The 16,755-nt window shown below is 67.6% G+C and carries 9 protein-coding genes; 5 read left to right on the top strand and 4 right to left on the bottom strand.

All coding sequences use genetic code 11. The annotated features are described in order from the left end of the window. Positions 1–11: 11 nt before the first annotated feature. The 4 genes from V6U89_RS00380 to V6U89_RS00365 form a co-directional block, all read right to left on the bottom strand. Positions 12–380, bottom strand: a complete 369-nt coding sequence (locus tag V6U89_RS00380) for a hypothetical protein (protein WP_334568992.1) — start codon at positions 378–380, stop codon at positions 12–14. A gap of 163 nt (positions 381–543) precedes the next feature. Continuing rightward, a complete protein-coding gene (locus V6U89_RS00375; RefSeq protein ID WP_334568540.1) occupies positions 544–5,490 on the bottom strand; it encodes a DEAD/DEAH box helicase in 4,947 nt (1,648 codons plus the stop codon). Beyond that, entirely contained in the window at positions 5,487–8,735 is a 3,249-nt protein-coding gene (locus tag V6U89_RS00370) for a hypothetical protein (protein ID WP_334568539.1), read from the bottom strand. Before V6U89_RS00370 ends, V6U89_RS00375 begins: the two co-directional genes overlap by 4 nt. A gap of 114 nt (positions 8,736–8,849) precedes the next feature. Continuing rightward, a complete protein-coding gene (locus V6U89_RS00365) occupies positions 8,850–9,152 on the bottom strand; it encodes a hypothetical protein (RefSeq protein ID WP_334568538.1) in 303 nt (100 codons plus the stop codon). 261 nt (positions 9,153–9,413) lie between these two features. On the opposite strand from V6U89_RS00365, the gene V6U89_RS00360 reads away from it, so the two are divergent. From V6U89_RS00360 to V6U89_RS00340, 5 genes are all read left to right on the top strand, one after another. Further along, positions 9,414–12,488, top strand: a complete 3,075-nt coding sequence (locus V6U89_RS00360; RefSeq protein ID WP_334568537.1) for a DUF3427 domain-containing protein — start codon at positions 9,414–9,416, stop codon at positions 12,486–12,488. Next, on the top strand, positions 12,485–13,384 hold the full coding sequence (locus tag V6U89_RS00355) for a phosphorothioated DNA-binding restriction endonuclease (protein ID WP_334568536.1): 900 nt from the start codon (positions 12,485–12,487) through the stop codon (positions 13,382–13,384). The genes V6U89_RS00360 and V6U89_RS00355 overlap by 4 nt, the downstream gene beginning before the upstream one ends. Before the next feature lie 60 nt (positions 13,385–13,444). Next, the gene (locus tag V6U89_RS00350; protein ID WP_334568535.1) at positions 13,445–13,945 is read left to right on the top strand and encodes a YDG/SRA domain-containing protein; all 501 of its coding nucleotides are present in this window, start codon (positions 13,445–13,447) and stop codon (positions 13,943–13,945) included. A 273-nt stretch (positions 13,946–14,218) separates the two neighbouring features. Then, the gene (locus V6U89_RS00345; protein WP_334568977.1) at positions 14,219–14,893 is read left to right on the top strand and encodes a GIY-YIG nuclease family protein; all 675 of its coding nucleotides are present in this window, start codon (positions 14,219–14,221) and stop codon (positions 14,891–14,893) included. A 404-nt stretch (positions 14,894–15,297) separates the two neighbouring features. Continuing rightward, positions 15,298–16,719: a hypothetical protein gene (locus tag V6U89_RS00340; protein ID WP_334568534.1), complete on the top strand. Its 1,422-nt coding sequence runs from the start codon at positions 15,298–15,300 to the stop codon at positions 16,717–16,719. Positions 16,720–16,755: the final 36 nt, after the last annotated feature.

Here is a 16,755-nt window from a genome sequence, read left to right as displayed (position 1 = left end):
GAACGATTCAATCATTTGACTTCCGCCAGGTAAGCACGCGAGTGCCGGTGACCGGAATCGCCTCTTCGGCTGCTTAGGCCCTGCCTGGCAGCAGTGGTCATATTCGCGCCCTTTGTCTTGCCAACAGCGCAACCACCCGACTGATTGGCTTCCCAGCCGTCCGGGAACTTGACCGGGACGTTGAGGTGCACCGTCTCGGTTGACGGGTGGGCGTCCAGCAGCTCGGCGATCCCCGCTCGCGCCACCAGGGTTGACTTGCCAACCCGAGGCAGCGAGTCGACCGCGACGCCGCGGTGGCCACCGGGGCGCAGGTCGGCCGGCACGGCCGTGATCACCCGCTCCGCTTCGACCGCGGGCGGCACTTCCAGCCCAGCAAGCATCGTCCCCACCTCCCCACAAGGCGTCCCCGGACACTACAGGCAGGAGTCCTATCAGCGGGACCCCCAAGCGCTCAGCCTTTCCGCGATTCCCGCTGACCCCACGACGATTGCGCGGTCAGGGGCACCCCGTCATTGCGGGCAGTTCACGGCGTCCACGCCGCCGCTATACCGAGACCGCCATCACCTCTACTGCCTCAGCCTTCGCCTGCTGGGGCTCTCGATCGAGTGGGTGGACACCGGCCTCAGCGATCCCAGCGTCGTCATAGCGGAGCCACAGCCTGCCAACGTCCGGCACCCCGGAGATGGACGCGATAACCACTCGGCCGTCGTAGAGGTCGAGATGATTGTTGGCCACGGGCTCGAACACCTCTCCCGGGGCCTCATCGAGCAGGAATCGCGTCTCGATGGCGCCGGCCTGGGGCAGCTCAGCCAGACTCAGCCGCAGCAGGCCAGCTGTGGCGGTAGGGGCTCTGCCGATGAGCCGGGCGAGAACATCGGCCGCGGCGCCGCGACGTAACCGCTCGTGGTGCTTCTCGTTGCGGAATACGCGAAGACACCGGTAGCAACTCGTTTCGGGTCCGCACTCGCAGTCACTGACGGTCTTCAGCGCCCGCGCCAGAGCAGCCGTGAGGTTCTGCGCGATCTTGCGGACGTGCCCAGCGCCACCGGGCACGGTGTCGAAGAGCATCAGGGCGGTGCCTCCGGTGTCAGTCACAAAGACCGTGCCATCGATGTCATCCCGGGAGATCTCCAGCTCCTCGCTGCTGCCCTGGACGATCGCGTACAGGACCGACCGCCAGGCGTCGGTGTCTAGTCCGACAACAGCGGCTCCCTCAACGCTCAGCTCCAGTACGTCGGTCTGGTACTTGTGGGCAAGCGACAGACTCTCAAATGGCCCCGTGCAAGGCTTGCCGTTGACGGGCTTCTCGTGCTTGCTCGGTGCCTTGTTCCCGTTCGGCAGGCCAAAGCCGCACCAGCTGCAGATGAGGAACCCGCTCCCACCCCGGCCGTCGCTGATGGCTATCAGTTCACCTCGGGTGCCGCTTCGAGCAGTAATCTTCCCCCCTGGCAAGTCGTGGATGCTCTCCTCCACCTCCGCACCTGGAGAGACGACATAGGTGCCGCCGTGCCAGGAACGTACCGGGGGTTTTCCACCAGGGGCGCGTGACGGCTCGCGACTTGCCACAAAGCCGAAGAGCGGCACCATGTAGCGGCGGGGTGCACCGGTCAGCTGCGCCCCACACGAGGGACACACCGAATCGAGTCGGTCGAGGTCTTCCCGGTAGTAGTTGCAGGTCCCACAGACCGCGTAGTACCGACGCTCGGGCTCGCGCTCTGGGAGGCGGTAGATTCCTCCCGAGCGCCAGAGCCGGCCGCCGGCGACAATCTCCGAACCCGGCGCGTACTCGTAGATCGCGCTGGTCAGGTCTCTCGACAACTCGAGTTTCTTGGCCTCCTCTGGATCGGCGAAGCCGAGCTTGAGCTCGACCGTATCGACGGGGAAGCCGTACTTCGGTAGCACGTTCCGGTTACCGAGGAAGCCGAGGAGCTCACGGGACGTGATCGTGTTCATCAGCCGCGTGAAAAGATCTGCCTGACGGTAATTCCGGGCGCTGACCGCCTCGTCGCGTTTGTCGGCGTAAATCGCGAAGTCGTGTTCGACCTCGATGCGGACGGTCTCGAGCAGGTCCACGAGGTGGTCGACCCACGCCCCGGAGTCCAGGCCGATTTCCCGCTGCACTGTCAGCGGCAGGACGTGGGCCAGTGCTTCGGTCACCGCGTCAGGGACTGGTCGTAGGTACTCGGCGACCACGCCGACCGGCGCAGGCTGCCCGTCAGAGGGTAGGAAGAACTCCCCGACCTGGCGCCAGACGGTCCCGACCATTCGGAACTGGTCCCGGAAGAACGCCGCCAGAGCCACTGAGTGCGCGTGCCGACGGTCGATGCGCACGTTCCCCGAGGGGATGTAGGGAGCCCGCACCTGCCCGGCGATCATCTGGTTAGGTTCCGCGAACCTCGACAGGTCGTGGGACCTTCGCTGGGCGTAGGTAGCCACCAGCGCGGCCGAGTCGGTTCGTCGCCCAGCGCGCCCAGCACGCTGTACGTAGTTGGCGGTAGCTGGCGGAACGTTTCGGAGCAGAACGGCCTGAAGCTCACCGACGTCCACGCCGAGCTCAAATGTCGTCGAGCACGACAGCGCGTTGATCTCGCCGCGGACAAACTGCTGCTGGATCTCCGCCGCCTGCTCGCCCCTCCACTGAGCGGTGTGCTCACGTACTGCGAGCGGGATTGGCTTCATCGACCGGTAGATGGCCCGGTAATGATCGCCGTCCGCCTCGACAGCCGGCAAGGTCCAGGGCAGCAACTCCCCGGTGCAGTTCATCGTCGGACATACCCCACGCACCCCGACGGGTACGAGTTTCCGGCACACCGTGCACTGCCACAGGGTTGCGCCCTCCGCCGACTCACACATCAGCAGACGCGGCTCTAGTTGGTGCACCACACCAAGCTCGGCGTCGTTGGTCGTGCGGAACCATGCCTTGGGAGGCCCCTGAGTGGCAAACCTCCAGGTGCCCTGGAGCAAGGCGGCCGCGTCGGTGGGTGACCCAAGCCGGGCGAGCAGCCGGGTCAGGTAGTTGAGTCGCCTATTCACGCCGCTGGTCGGACTCCAGCTGATCACCTTCCGCTTGGCTTCCGCCCCCGTCTCACGGATGTAGATGGGTCCCCGCCGCGGGTCGAAAGCCTCGTCACGTGGATCTACGCCTTCAAGGGGCGCCACGACGCCCTGCGTTCGGACGGAGCGCACCAACTCGTTCAGCAAGTCCCAGACTTCGTCCTCTGACAAACCAAGCGCCCGCAGAGGTGGCGGGGCTTGCCAGGCAGGATCCCGCCACATCCTCCAGCGGACAAGACCAGACCCTTCAAGGCTCAGCCGCTCATCAAGGCCGACGATCTCCTGTTGGGCCCAGAGCGCAACCTTCCGTTCCCGAGCCTGCTTGGAGTCGTACGTCTCAAAGACGCCGAACTGGTTGGCCTCAGCAGCGGCATGCGTCACCACGTCAGTGAGCCGAACGTCGCCGTCAACGGCGAGGCTTTTGAGGATGCCGCGGTACAGCAGCCGCCGTCGTTGCAGGCGACCATAGGACTGGTCGAGGTAAGGCGCGAAGTACGCCGCCGCTTGCCGGCTGTCGCTGAACAGCAGCAGCTTCCGACCACCACCTGGCCGGTTCGCCTGTTCCATCTCGGGTGCTGGTGGCAACAGTTGGTAAAGGGCGGTGGCCAGGACGGAGACCGCAGCCTCGTTGCCGGTCTGGAACAGCCGAACCAGCGATGAGGCCCGGCCGCCGCAGGTGAGGCAGGACGTCAGCTCTTCCTGTCCGTCCTTGATGAATCGCACCGACCGCATCTCGGCTCCGGTGCAGCCCTCGGCCGGACAGTTACCCGCCGGTCCCACCTTGAAGGTGCCGCATCGTGGGCAAAGCCCCCCTTCGTCCCCGGCGACCGCCTTGAGCGGGTTCAGGGTGAGGTCGTCCTCGTCAGCTCCCGCACTCAGCACGTCAGCCAGGGCCAGCCACACCCGGCGCTCATCGAAAGTGCGTCGGGACCTGAAGGTCCTATTCGCGCCTACTCGTTCCAGCGCTCCCGAGAGGTAGACCGTGCCGCAGCGGCGGCAGCATCCAAACTCAAAGCTGGCGTCGCCGCAGTCGCAGCGTTCACGTCGGTTCAAGCTGACGTGAGGGCCGTTGCCCCCGAGGCAGCTGAATGCTCCTTCTGTCGCACGGGCAAAGAGGTGGTACCGGGCGGACAACACGGGCGTCTCCGTCTTGTCCCGTGTTGAGTTCGCTAGCGCGACGAGGGCGGCCGTCACGGGGATGGCCTGCTCATCTCCGGGCAGCAGTGCCCGGGCGACGTCAGGCAGCGGCACCGGCCCTCGAGCCAACAGGCTGCGTAGGCGCATGACCCGCTGCTCGTGCGCCAGAGCTTCGCCAGGATCGCTGGTAGTGAAGCCGGCCTTGGCTGCATGGGCGAGAATCCCGGCCGCTGGATCGTCGGCATCGAGGAGGCGTGCATAGGCAGCGCTTGGCATCGGCCCCCAGTCTTGGCCCCGAGGGTGGTCGATTCTGGTGGCGCCGACGACGTCCTGGCGAGAGGCGTCCGTGTCGTCGTACTCAAACGGGACGTTGAACAGCGACGAGGCGAAGTGAGCAGCTGCACCCGGATCGCCTCCGACCGTGGCGCTGGTTGCGATGCATTGCATCACGCCACCTCGTGCCACGCGGTCTCGAACGCGGCGCAGCAGCATGGCGAGCTCGGCGCCCCGGGCACCGTCGTATACGTGCGCTTCGTCCACAACGATGAACCGCCACTTACCGGCGAAGTCCCCCTCAAACAGGTCCATGTCCAGCGGACGCAGCAGCAGGTACTCCAGCATCGCGTAGTTGGTCAGCAGGATGTGGGGCGGCGTCGCCCGCATCTCTTCGCGGCTGAGCAACTCGTTCGGGACCCGTGACTCTCCTGGGTTTTGCTGCTCGAAGACACTGGTGGCAGCCCGGATGGTGTGCTTCGTGTCCCCGGTATAACGGCCGAAGGTGATGTCGGGCAGGTCGCGGAGCAACACCCGGAGGCGCTTCATCTGGTCATTCGCCAGGGCGTTCATCGGGTAGAGCAGCAGCGCGCGAACTCCTGGCCCGAGGGTGCCCGCTGCCCGTTCAGCGATGAGCTGATTGAGGATTGGGATCAGGAAGCTCTCGGTCTTCCCCGAACCGGTACCAGTTGCCACGACGAGGTTACGGCCCTGGGTCGTCTTCCGAAGGGCCTGCTCCTGGTGGACGTACAGCGGCCGGTCCAGCGGAAGCCCGCCGGCCAAGCTGGCGAACTCCGGGTGGAGCACCCCTTCCCCAATCAGCTCACGGAGCGACCGTCCCTGCGCGTACGGCGGGGTTACCTCCAGGATCGGCCCTTTCGTGACGCCGTCCTGGATTGCTGCGGCGATCGCCGCGTCCAGCGCGCGGGCGAGCTTTGGGTCGCGAGGTTCGATCAGGGTGTGCAGGTACCGCTGGTAGGCGTCCACCATGGCTTTGGTCGTCGCGATGGGGTCGAGCTTGCTCATAGATCCAATCCCGTCACGAGGAGTTCGGCCAGTACGACATCGACAGTGGTCAGCCGGGGCGCGCGTCGGGCGAGTACGCCATGGCCCTTGACTAGCCGCGGCATGTCGCTCGTTAGCGGCTCGTGCCCTCGCGCGGCAAGCCTCGACGCGAGACACAGCGCGATCGACAGCGCGGGCAGCGAACGCCATCCCGGGCCCTGTTCACGAGCGCGTACGGCCGCCGCGAGTTCGGGCCCGCCGACGCGCTCGAGAGAGCGCACAAGCAGCCGCAGGTGTCCTTCCGTCTTACCTGCGAGGCTGACCAGGCCGGGCCGAAGTCGAGCGTCGAACAGCTCGCGCGCCGCACTCCAGCGCTCGTCACCGTCGAGAATTCCACCCGGCACGACCGGAGCGGCCGACCAGAGCGCATCCAACCGCTCCGGTTCCATCGCAGCAAGCTGCTCGGCCTCGGCACCGAACGCGCCGACACCGGCGTACGGATCCTGGTCGGCCATGAGCAAGGTATCGACCATTTGGGCGCCGCACACCGCTGCGATGCGCTCGTACAGCGCTGAGCGGACCGCCATCGTCCCGAGGTGATGAGCGGAGGCGATGGCAGCCGCGACCGGGCTAGGGCCCCACAACGCAATCTCATCGTCGTCAGGGAGGTAGCGCTGGGGCGCGAGCATGATGAGACCGGAGCTCACAAGCGGAGCCACCGTCACCGACGGTGACAGGCGCTCTTGAAGTATGGAGGCCAAGGCCGCACGAGGATCTGCGGCGAGAAGCGTTGCGGCAACGCTGCGGAGGTCTCCGTGGATTCCGATTCCCTTAACGTCGTCCGCGCGTTGATAGAGGTCGAACGCCAGCTTGATAACGCCCGACGAGGTAGGCAGCGGCCCAGCGTTCGCAAGGTATCGCGACAGCGCAGCCTCGTCGCTGTCGCCGCCGATGTCCCGCCACGCTCGGCCGCGAATGATGAACGTGTTGGACGCCTCGGGCCACTGGGGCCACTCCTGCGGGATCCACGGGTCCTCGATCCGCAGATGAACGACGACATTCCCTGCCGATGTGACGACGTCCGGCAACGGAGGCGTACGAAAGTCGTCCCCTACCGCAACAACGTGGGGCTCCCGCCAGGGGGCGGACGGCAGATAGATGCCGGCCGTCAAGCCCTCGGCAACGACGCCGCCCTCCACCACAAGGCAGCCACTCTCGTCGTCGACGCTCACGCCGCTGGCGAGGCAACGAGGTACGCACCTCGCCACAGGAAACCGCAGGCCATCAAGGTCAACTCTGAGTTCCGCGGTGCCGAGGCACTGGACCGTCTCGGCGATGCGCGCTAGTTCGAACCGGGCGATCCCGGGAGGGGCCTTAGCGCTGGTGCCGATCCGCTGGACCGGGTCGACGCCATCAAAAACAACGAGCTCAGCTCGCATCTCCCCCGGTAAGCGGACCATGAGTCGCGTCTCGCCGATGGTTTCGGTCTCCAGGCGGACTGGACGTACCGACCAGTCAGCCCTGGCGCCCCCAGCCGCGACCTGAACGGCTAGGTGAGGCGGGGCGACCTTGATGGCGCACTCCTCGCCGTGGGCACTCACGAGAAAGTTGGCGTATGGCTCATCGGACGTCAGTCGAACAGCGGTAGGGGTGACGTGGAGTTCGGGGTCAGCAACGTTGGGCGTGACGGTGCAAGGTTGCAGGCCGGTATAACGCAGCTCTCGCCACCTCGGCGTCCACGACGTAGTCAGGCCTTCCGCGAACTCAAACTTGTGCGAGACGCCACGGCCCAGCGGTCCTCGAACGGTTACTTCATACGCCCCGACGAGGGGACGTTTCACCTCCGTCCACGGGTCGATTCGTGTGTCCTCACCCACCTGGATGTCTCTGACCGAGAGGACTTGAGCAGAGCCGGGGCGGCGGACACGGATGGTCCAGCCCGTGATCATGCCGTGTTCGCCGGGCAGGAGCAGGTGCGGCGCCTCGGCCCAGATGGGGGCATCGAGCGAGCTGCGCACGTATGGGAGCGGACGCGAAACCTCGAGCTTCGGGCGCCTGCCGCCTTCGACGTTGCGCCAGGGTTTGTCGTCGAGCCGGAGCCGCGTCACCTCGGCCAGGTTGATCTGACGCAGCCGCCACTGCTCCCAGCCATACGGAGCGGGCGGCTCGTCCCCGAAGATCGGAGAACCAACGAACTCGACCGGCTCAGATCCGTCTCTGGCCGGGGGGTACATGAGCCAGACGGATGTGGGCGGCAGGGCAGCGGATGCGGGGACTCGACGTCCTTCATCCGTGAAGATCATCAGCGGGTCGTCCGGGTCAACGACCGGAAGGACGAGACTCACGTCGTATCCGCGCAGGTTGACGTCAACGTGCCGGACCGGCCGTGGCAGAGGCACGCTCACAGCCGGTGCGGTGTCCATGGTTCCTGGGTGCACGGAGCGGCTCCGTACCCGTTGTGGCTCAGCACCAACGACGAGGTCCCACGTCACCTCGCCGCTCTCGGTGTCGGGTATCGGGGGCAACCACAGCGTGAGCCCACGCCCGTACGGATCCAGCGCGAGGCGTGGACGAGTACCCATTCCTGCACCGGTCTCCCCGGTCTGCGACAGATTGAGCACTCCCGACGCAGCGAGCCCTACGGCCGCTCTGACCAAGCTTTCCGGCAACTGCAGGCCGTCGGATACGAACACCGGCTCCCGGAGCCGGTCCACGAGCTCCAGGCACCGGTCGACCAGATCCTCGACGTAAGCGCCGCCGTGCCGGAGCAGGTTCTGCAACGGCTTCCCCAGGTCATACAACCGGGACTCCCAGCCGGGACCGGTCGCCCACTCCATGAACTCGGCGGGCGTGAGAACGTCCGGGTCCCGCGCCTGCTGACGCAGCAGTGCGTTGAGAAAGTCGGCGAGGCAAGACAGGGGCACACCCGAGTGCATGAGGATCTCGTCGACGTTGACTCGGGAAAAGTCCGTGAACCGAGCCATGTCGAAACGGTCAAGGGCTCGCCGGAACGCTTCCCCGAGCAGTCTCTGATCACTGCCATCGAGCCGGACACCCATCTCCTGGCTGACGGCGCGCCAGAACGTTCCATGGCTATATTCGATAGCACCGATGCCCGATAGCCCGACCACCACGCATGCCGGCAGGCGGTCGAACAGCACAATTCGCCGCTCAGGGTTGCTCAGGTGCCTGTACAGCCTTCCGAGGTTCTGCAGGGCGGGACGAACTGCTTCCTCTGGTACGTCCAGCTCACAGGCCAGGGACACCGCTCGAAGCCGAGGCCTCCACGCCCGTTCCTGATCGGCTAGTGCCTCGCCCGCCCGTGACAAGTCTGCTCCTTCCGGGTCGATCCTCGCTGCAACACCTCTCTTGACGGGCCCTCAGCCCATCGGAGCCTCGGCTCGGCGAGGCAAGTAAGAATTGGGAGGATCTAGCGTGGCTCGAGGGAAATTCTCACGCTCGTCTGGATTGCGGCGTCGTTGGTCCGCGATGCCGATCATCGGCTCTCCGGCGGCCAGCTCGATGGCCGCGCGCAAGACGAGCGTCGGCTTGCCGGCCCCCGACGGCGAGTCGACCACCACGACGACCCAAGGCTCGCCGATGCGCAGGTCAGGCCCAACCGCCGAGATCATGCGCTCCATCTCAACCAGAGGCGGCAGTGCCAATTCGGTAAGCACCGTCACCCCCACTTCCCACTGACGGTTCCCGGACCCTACCGCCGGGAGTCCCAGCGGCGGGACCCCTGATCAGTCATCCGTTCAGCCGGACCGGGCTGGACTCATTGCCAAGTCAATAGCCCCGGATGTTGATAGTGCCCCGAGGCAACTACCGACCGTTGCCGGCCCATTCGGGCTGGTCACAGACGTCAAGGAATGCTCGTCGCGGCGCCCGTGCTGCTCACATCGGGGCAGCGCGTTGAACATCGGCTGGCTAGCCTTCCCGGCGTGACTGATCTTGGCCCGGGTATGTACGAGCACCTGATCACCCAGCAGCTCGCCGAGCGCCTCCAACACGTCGACCCTGCCCTGGTCCAGCAGGCCAAACTCGACCCGGCCGACGCGCACGACCTGCTCGCTCGGCACATCGCGGCGCTGGCCCGCCGGGCGCTGCTCGCCGTCGGCGGCGGCGACGAAAAGCTCGCCCGCCAGGTCGAGCTGGCCAACCGGATCGCCGAGAGCATCGCCCAGGCCGAGCCGCGCGCGGTCGGCACCGACGACCAAGTCGCCGACGCGCAGCGCCTGCTGCACGCCATCGCCGCCCCGCCCACTCCGCCCGCCGCACCCACCTTCCCGGTACGCCCCACCACCCCGCTCTCCACCGGCGCCCTGCTGGTTAACGGTCGCCACCAGCCGCGCATCGGCCACGAGGTCACCCACGAGATGGCCTCCGCCGACGAGGTCGACCTGCTCTGCGCATTCATCAAGTGGCACGGCCTGCGCATCGTCCAGCCCGCGATCCGTGACCTGATCGCCCGCGGCGGCCGGCTGCGCGTCATCACCACGACGTACATGGGCGCGACCGACCAGCGGGCTCTGGACCGGCTCGCCGAGCTAGGCGCCGAGATCAAGGTTTCGTACGAGACCAGGACGACCCGCCTGCACGCCAAGGCCTGGCTGTTCCGCCGCAACAACGGCACCACCACCGCGTACGTCGGCTCGTCGAACCTGTCCAAGGCCGCTCTGGTGGACGGCGTGGAGTGGAACGTCAGGATCTCCAACCTTGAGCAGCCGCACGTCATTGACACCTTCGATGCCACGTTCACCGACTACTGGAACGACTCGGCCTTCGAGGAGTACGACCCGGCGAAGGACGCCGACCGGCTGCGCATCGCGCTGCGCGGCGAGCGCCCTGACGAGGCGCCGACCGAGATCGCAAACCTGGACGTCCGGCCGTTTCCCTACCAGCAGGAGATCCTCGACGATCTGGATGCCGAGCGGCTGGTGCACGGCCGCTGGCGGAACCTGGTGGTGATGGCGACCGGCACGGGCAAGACCGTGGTGGCGGCGTTGGACTACCGGCGACTCCGCAAGGCCGGCCATGTCGACTCGCTGCTCTTCGTGGCCCATCAGGAGCAGATCCTGCGGCAGAGTCGATCGGTGTTCCGGCAGGTGATGGGGGACGGCAGCTTCGGCGAGACCCTCGTCGGCGGCGATAGGCCGAAGGACTGGAAGTACGTCTTCGCCTCGATCCAGTCGCTGCACCGGCAGGAGATCGACCCCGAGGCGTACGACATGGTGATTGTCGACGAGTTCCACCACGCCGAGGCGCCGACGTACGCCCGGCTGTTGGAGCGGCTGCGGCCGCGCGTACTCCTGGGGCTGACCGCGACTCCCGACCGGAGCGATGGCGGCGACGTGCGGCGGTGGTTCGACGGCCGCGCCTCCGTGGAGCTGCACCTGTGGGAGGCGTTGGAGCGGCAGCTGCTGGCGCCGTTCCAGTATTTCGGGCTGCACGACGACGTTGACCTGTCGCAGCTGCGCTGGAAGCGCGGGCAGGGGTACGACCCGGCCGAGCTGGACGGCGTCTACACCGGCAACCACGCCCGGGCCCGGATGATCCTGCGGGCGGTACGCGACACCGCCGACGTGGGGCGGATGCGGGCGCTCGGCTTCTGCGTGAGCATCGGGCACGCCGAGTTCATGGCGGACTGGTTCACCAAGGCGGGGGTCCCGTCGGCGGCGGTGACCTCGCGGGTTGACGCCGCCGGCCGACAGGCGCTGCTGACGGCGTTCCGGAACCGTGAGCTGCGTGTCCTGTTCACCGTCGACCTGTTCAACGAGGGCGTCGACCTGCCGATGGTCGACACGATCCTGATGCTGCGGCCCACCGAGAGCGCCACGATCTTCCTGCAGCAGCTCGGCCGCGGTCTGCGCCTGGACGACGACAAGCCCTGCCTGACCGTGCTCGACTTCATCGGCGGCCAGAACGCCAACTTCCGCTTCGACCTGCGCTGGCGGGCGCTGACCGGGGTCAGCCGGCGGGCCGTCGAGGCGGCCGTCCGGGACGGCTTCCCGTCGCTGCCGAGCGGCTGCCACGTTGAGCTGGACCGGGTGGCGAAGGAGGTCGTGCTCGCCAACCTGAAGTCGGCCCTGCCGACCTCGAAGAACGGCCTGGTGGCGGAGCTGCGGCAGCTCGGGGACGTGAGCTTGGCCGAGTTCCTGCGGGAGACCGGTCTGGAGATCGAGGACGTCTACCGGTCGGCGAGCATCGGCGGGTGGGCCGGGCTGCGGCGCCTGGCGGGCATCGACAACTCGACCGCCGGGCCGGACGACCGCGAGCTCGGCCGGGCTATCGGGCGGATGCTGCACATCGACGACGTGGACCGGCTGGACCTCCTGGCCCGGGTCGCGAGCGGCGAACACCCGGGCGGCGGACGGCTGCTGGACATGCTGCACTTCAGTCTCTGGGGGCCGTCGGTGCCGCTGACCGAGCGTGATGCCCGGCTGAAGCGGCTCTGGGCGGAGCCGGCGCGCTGCGCGGAGCTACGCCAGGTCACCGAGGTACTGCGGGACCGGATACACCGGGTCACGCCGGAGCCGGAGTCGGCGCGGGTGCCGCTGCGGGTGCACGCCCGCTACAGCCGCAACGAGGCGTGCGCGGCCTTCGGGATGACGAACCCGGGATCCCTGCGCGAGGGCGTGAAGTGGCTGCCGGACGAGCAGGCCGACCTCTTCTTCGTCACCCTGGTCAAGTCCGAGGAGCACTACTCCCCCACGACGATGTACGCCGACCGGGCCATCACCGACAGCCTGTTCCAGTGGGAGTCGCAGAGCACCACGTCCTCGGCCTCGACGACCGGGCAGCGCTACATCAACCACGCCGAGCGCGGGTCGACGGTGCACCTCTTCGTTCGGGAGAGCAAGGTGGCCGACCGCGACCTGGGCGTGCCACCGTACCTGTACGCCGGGTCGATGACGTACCAGGAGCACAGCGGCGACCGGCCGATGCGGATCCTTTGGCGCCTGCAGCATCCGCTGCCGGCCGACATGTACGCCGCCGCCCGGACGATCGCCGCATGACGTCAACTCGTCAAGAGGTGCTGGATCGACTTGCCTCGCTCCGCCTCCATCAACGCCACGGGCGGCGCGCGCCGCACAAGCCACTCCTGGTGCTGCTGGCTCTCGGGCGCCTCTCGGACACAGGGTCAAGCGAGCTGCCCTGGTCGGAAGCGGAGGCACGGCTGAGCAAGTTAATTGCCGATTTCGCCCCCGCCTCGAGGACGGCTCACGTGCAGCGTGCGGCCTATCCGTTTACGCGGCTGCGCAGCGACGGCGTCTGGACGCTCGACCATGACGTGCCGATGGATTCGGTTGGCCCCTTGACAGCGCACGACGTGGTGGGCCGGCTTGCTGGTCCCATCGAGGTGCCTTTGCGGCAGGATCCCGACCTGCTGAGGGCGGCCGCTCGCGCCCTAGTGGAGAGCCACTTTCCGCCGACGATCGCTCCGGATGCCCTCACTGCTGCAGGACTGGATCCCGACGAGATCCTGCATGTCCCGGGTGCGGCATCGGCCGCCGTCCGCCGACGGGACGCCACGTGGCGGCTTTCGGTCCTGCAGGCATGGGACCGGCAGTGCGCCTTTTGTGGGTACGACGGCCAGCTCCTTAGCGCTTCCGTGGGAGTGGAGGCAGCGCACGTGCGGTGGTGGGCCTTCGACGGCCCGGACACCCTCGACAACGGTCTTGCGCTGTGCGTACTGCACCACAAGCTGTTCGACTTTGGCGCCCTGGGTCTTGATTCAGATCTGCGGATTCACGTGTCGACCGCCTTCACCGCTCGGACGAACGTCGGGCGCACGGTGTACGACCTGCATGGTCGAATGCTGCGGCCGCGTCCGGGCACGCCTGTCCCGGCAGCCGACCACGTCTCCTGGCACCGGCGAGAGGTGTTCAAGGGCGAGCCGCTGAATGCTTAAGGGGCGATGCGTCCCTGCCGCCCTATCGATCTTGTTGGCCGTATGGTTTACGGTGCCGGCATGAGTGGGCGGACGTACGGAGAGATCTCGAGCTATCCCGTTGGGTCGACGTTTCCCAACCGAGCACAACTGGCCGCCTCAAAGGTCCACCGACCGCTTCAGGGTGGGATCTGCGGGGGCAAGGATGGCGCCGAGTCCATCGTCGTGTCAGGGGGCTACTTCGACGATGAAGACTACGGCGACGAGATCGTGTACACCGGGCAAGGAGGCAACGATCCCTCCACCAAGCGGCAAGTCGCTCACCAGGAACTCACCCTCGGCAACGCCGGCCTAGCCCGCAACCAGATTGAGGGCAACCCCGTACGCGTCATCCGCGGCGCCGGCGGGGACCCAGCCTTCTCGCCATCGACAGGCTTCCGCTATGACGGACTCTTCCGAGTAGTCGATCACTGGCACACGGACGGCAAAGACGGCTTCCGTATCTGGAGATTCCGACTCGTCAGCCTCGACAACGTCGACCGGCCACCGGCCAGGGACCAGCACCCCAGGTCCGGGCGGTGATCCAGCGTCTCGTGCGCAGCACCGCCCTCGCGCTCAAGGTCAAGCAGCTCTACGACTACCGCTGCCAGCTCTGCGACATCAGATTTGAAACCCCAGCCGGCCCCTACGCGGAGGTCGCGCACGTCCGCCCCCCACAACGGTCCCGATTCCTTCGGCAACATCCTCTGCCTCTGCCCTAACCACTACGTCCTCTTCGACGCAGGGGGCATCTGGATCGGCGAGCATCTTGAAGTGTTCGACACAGCCACAGGATGGCAGGTGGGCACGGTGCGAATGGCCGCGGAACACGGAACCGCCTGGGGCCACCTCGCCTACCGCACATCGCTGCACTCCGAGCAGCACAGACGAGGAGCGCTAGTGGGTCCAGAGGAGGCATTGCTTCGCCCCTCCCGGCTCTACCGGGCTGCGGAAGTGCGCGGACGAGACTGCCCGATACCTGCGGCTCCCGGTGTCTACGCCTGGTACTTCACGCCACCGCCACCCCTGGTACCGGTTGCCGGGTGCCATATGCAGGATGGGGCGGTGCTGCTCTACGTGGGCATCTCGCCGAAGGCGCCACCGGGCAACGGACGCCCTCCGAGCCGGCAGACGATCCGCAGCCGGATTCGCTATCACTACCGGGGCAACGCGGCCGGGTCGACGCTGCGCCTGACGCTTGGCTCGCTCCTTGCCGGCGAGCTTGGGATTGGCCTACGGCGGGTCGGTAGCGGCAATCGGCTGACGTTTGGCCGAGATGGCGAGGAACGGCTCACCGCCTGGATGGCCGAACATGCCCAGGTCGTGTGGACCGCGACGGATCAGCCGTGGAAGCTTGAGGAGGAACTGATCCTTTCGTGCGTGTTGCCGCTCAACCTCGACCAGAACCGCCATAGCTCGTTCCACGGCCAGCTCTCCGCACTCCGCGCCGCGCAACGGGCACACGCCCGATTGCTACCCGTGGAACGATGACCGCAGCTTTATAGGCGACCCAAGATCCCTTCGCCCCGAACGCGGGCACAGAATCTCAGCGCGATGCCGGTCCACGACAGTGTCAACGGGCCGGCGGCGAGTCGGGCGCAGCGCGTCGCCGGTCTCCGGTCGGGGACGTACTGGCTGTTTGCGGCCCTTGATCACGTGACGCCCGAGAGCGCCGTGCACCGCTCGGCATCGGCCTCCCCGAGCAGCTCACCGGGGTTACGGACCGATCAAGGTCTGACCGATGGTCGATTCGCGGAGAAAATCAAGATTCACGGAGAAGACCCAGTAAGTCCGGTTTCCCACTAAAGTGAGGACTGCTCGAACAATCCCCACCCTCCTCGCTGGGCGCGGCCTGGCGTGACTCGTCGAGCGAGGTGTCGGTGCTCTCCCCATCCGTGACATCCCGGTCCGGCGCGCGACCCCTGGTCGCGGTGTGCGTGATCTTCGCCGCCGCGTCGCTGGTCGCGGTGCCGGCCGGTCTCGACCTCGGCTGGGACGAGGTCGTCTATGTGAGCCAGCACGGCAACCATGCGCCGCCGGCGTTCATGAGCGCACCGCGCGCCCGGGGCGTGACCCTGCTGGTGTGGCCCGTGGCGTCCTGGCTCGATTCCACCGTCGTACTCCGGCTGTTCCTCACCGTCACCGCGGCGGCGTCGCTCGGGCTGGCGTTCTGGGTGTGGTCGCGGGTGTCCCGGCGGCCCGGCGCCACCGCGATCGCCGCCGGGCTGTACGCGAGCCTCTGGACCGCCCTGTTCTACGCGAACGCCGCAATGCCCAACCACTACACGGCGATGGCGGCGGTGGCAGCGGTCGGGTGTTTCCTGCTGGTCGTGGCCCAGCCGGCCCGGCCCGGGGCGTACCTCGGGCTCGTCGCCGCCCTCGCCGTGGCCGCCCTGATGCGTCCGGCTGACGCCTTCTGGCTCGGGCTCCCGCTGCTCGCCGCCACCGTCGCGGTGCCCGCGTTCCGGCGGTGGCGGCTGACCGCGGCAGTGGTCGCAGGCCTCGTGCTCGGCGGCGCACCGTGGGCGGTCGAGGCCGAGCTGCGCTACGGCGGGCTCCTGGAGCGCATCCGTCAGGCCGGTCACGTGCAGGGCGGCACGAAGCTGCAGTTCTCCCTCGGGCACGTGATCAGCACCCTGGACGGGCCGATCCTGTGCCGCCCGTGCGGCAGCCCCGTGCGGTGGCCGGCGGTGCTGTGGTGGCTGGCGCTGGCGGTGCTGGTGCCACTGGCGGTCCGGGCGGCCCACCGGGCGGGCATGGCACGGACGGCGTGGCTGCCATTGGTGGTCGCCGCCGCCGTGGCCTTTCCCTACCTGTTCCTGATCGGATACTCCGCACCCCGGTTCCTGCTGCCGACCTACGCCCTTGCTCTGGTTTGCGCCATCCCCGGGCTCGCCGCCTTGTTCTCCACGACCGTCGGTCAGCGGCGGCGGGTCGTCGCCGCCGTGGTGGCGTTGGGCTTCGCCGGCCACCTCGCCATCCAGGCCGGCATCCTGCACCACGTCGTGGCGGAGCAGGTCCGCAGCCGCGGCGACTGGACCCGCCTCGTCCAGACCCTGCGATCGCACGGGGTGCGGCCGCCGTGCGTGATCTCCGGCCACGAGGCCATCCCGATCGCCTATTACGCGGGGTGCCGGGCGCTGGAGGACCGGGGATACAACCGCAACGCGAGCACCGCGCAGCTGCGGCGGGCCGCGGCGACCGGACGCTTCGCCCTGGTGGTCAGGAACTCCGCCCCGCCCGGCTGGGCCAGGGACTGGCACCGGATTCCGGTGCCGGACCTCACCACCTCCGGCTGGGAGGTGTACCTGCCGTAGCCCCCAGCGGCAGCACGGAATTGAGACGGCTGCGCG

It is taken from the genome of Micromonospora sp. CPCC 206171 (assembly GCF_036906755.1).
In the GTDB taxonomy this organism is placed as follows: domain Bacteria; phylum Actinomycetota; class Actinomycetes; order Mycobacteriales; family Micromonosporaceae; genus Micromonospora; species Micromonospora purpureochromogenes.
The sequence above is the reverse complement of the archived record's forward strand: the minus strand, read 5'-3'. Positions and strand labels throughout refer to the sequence as shown.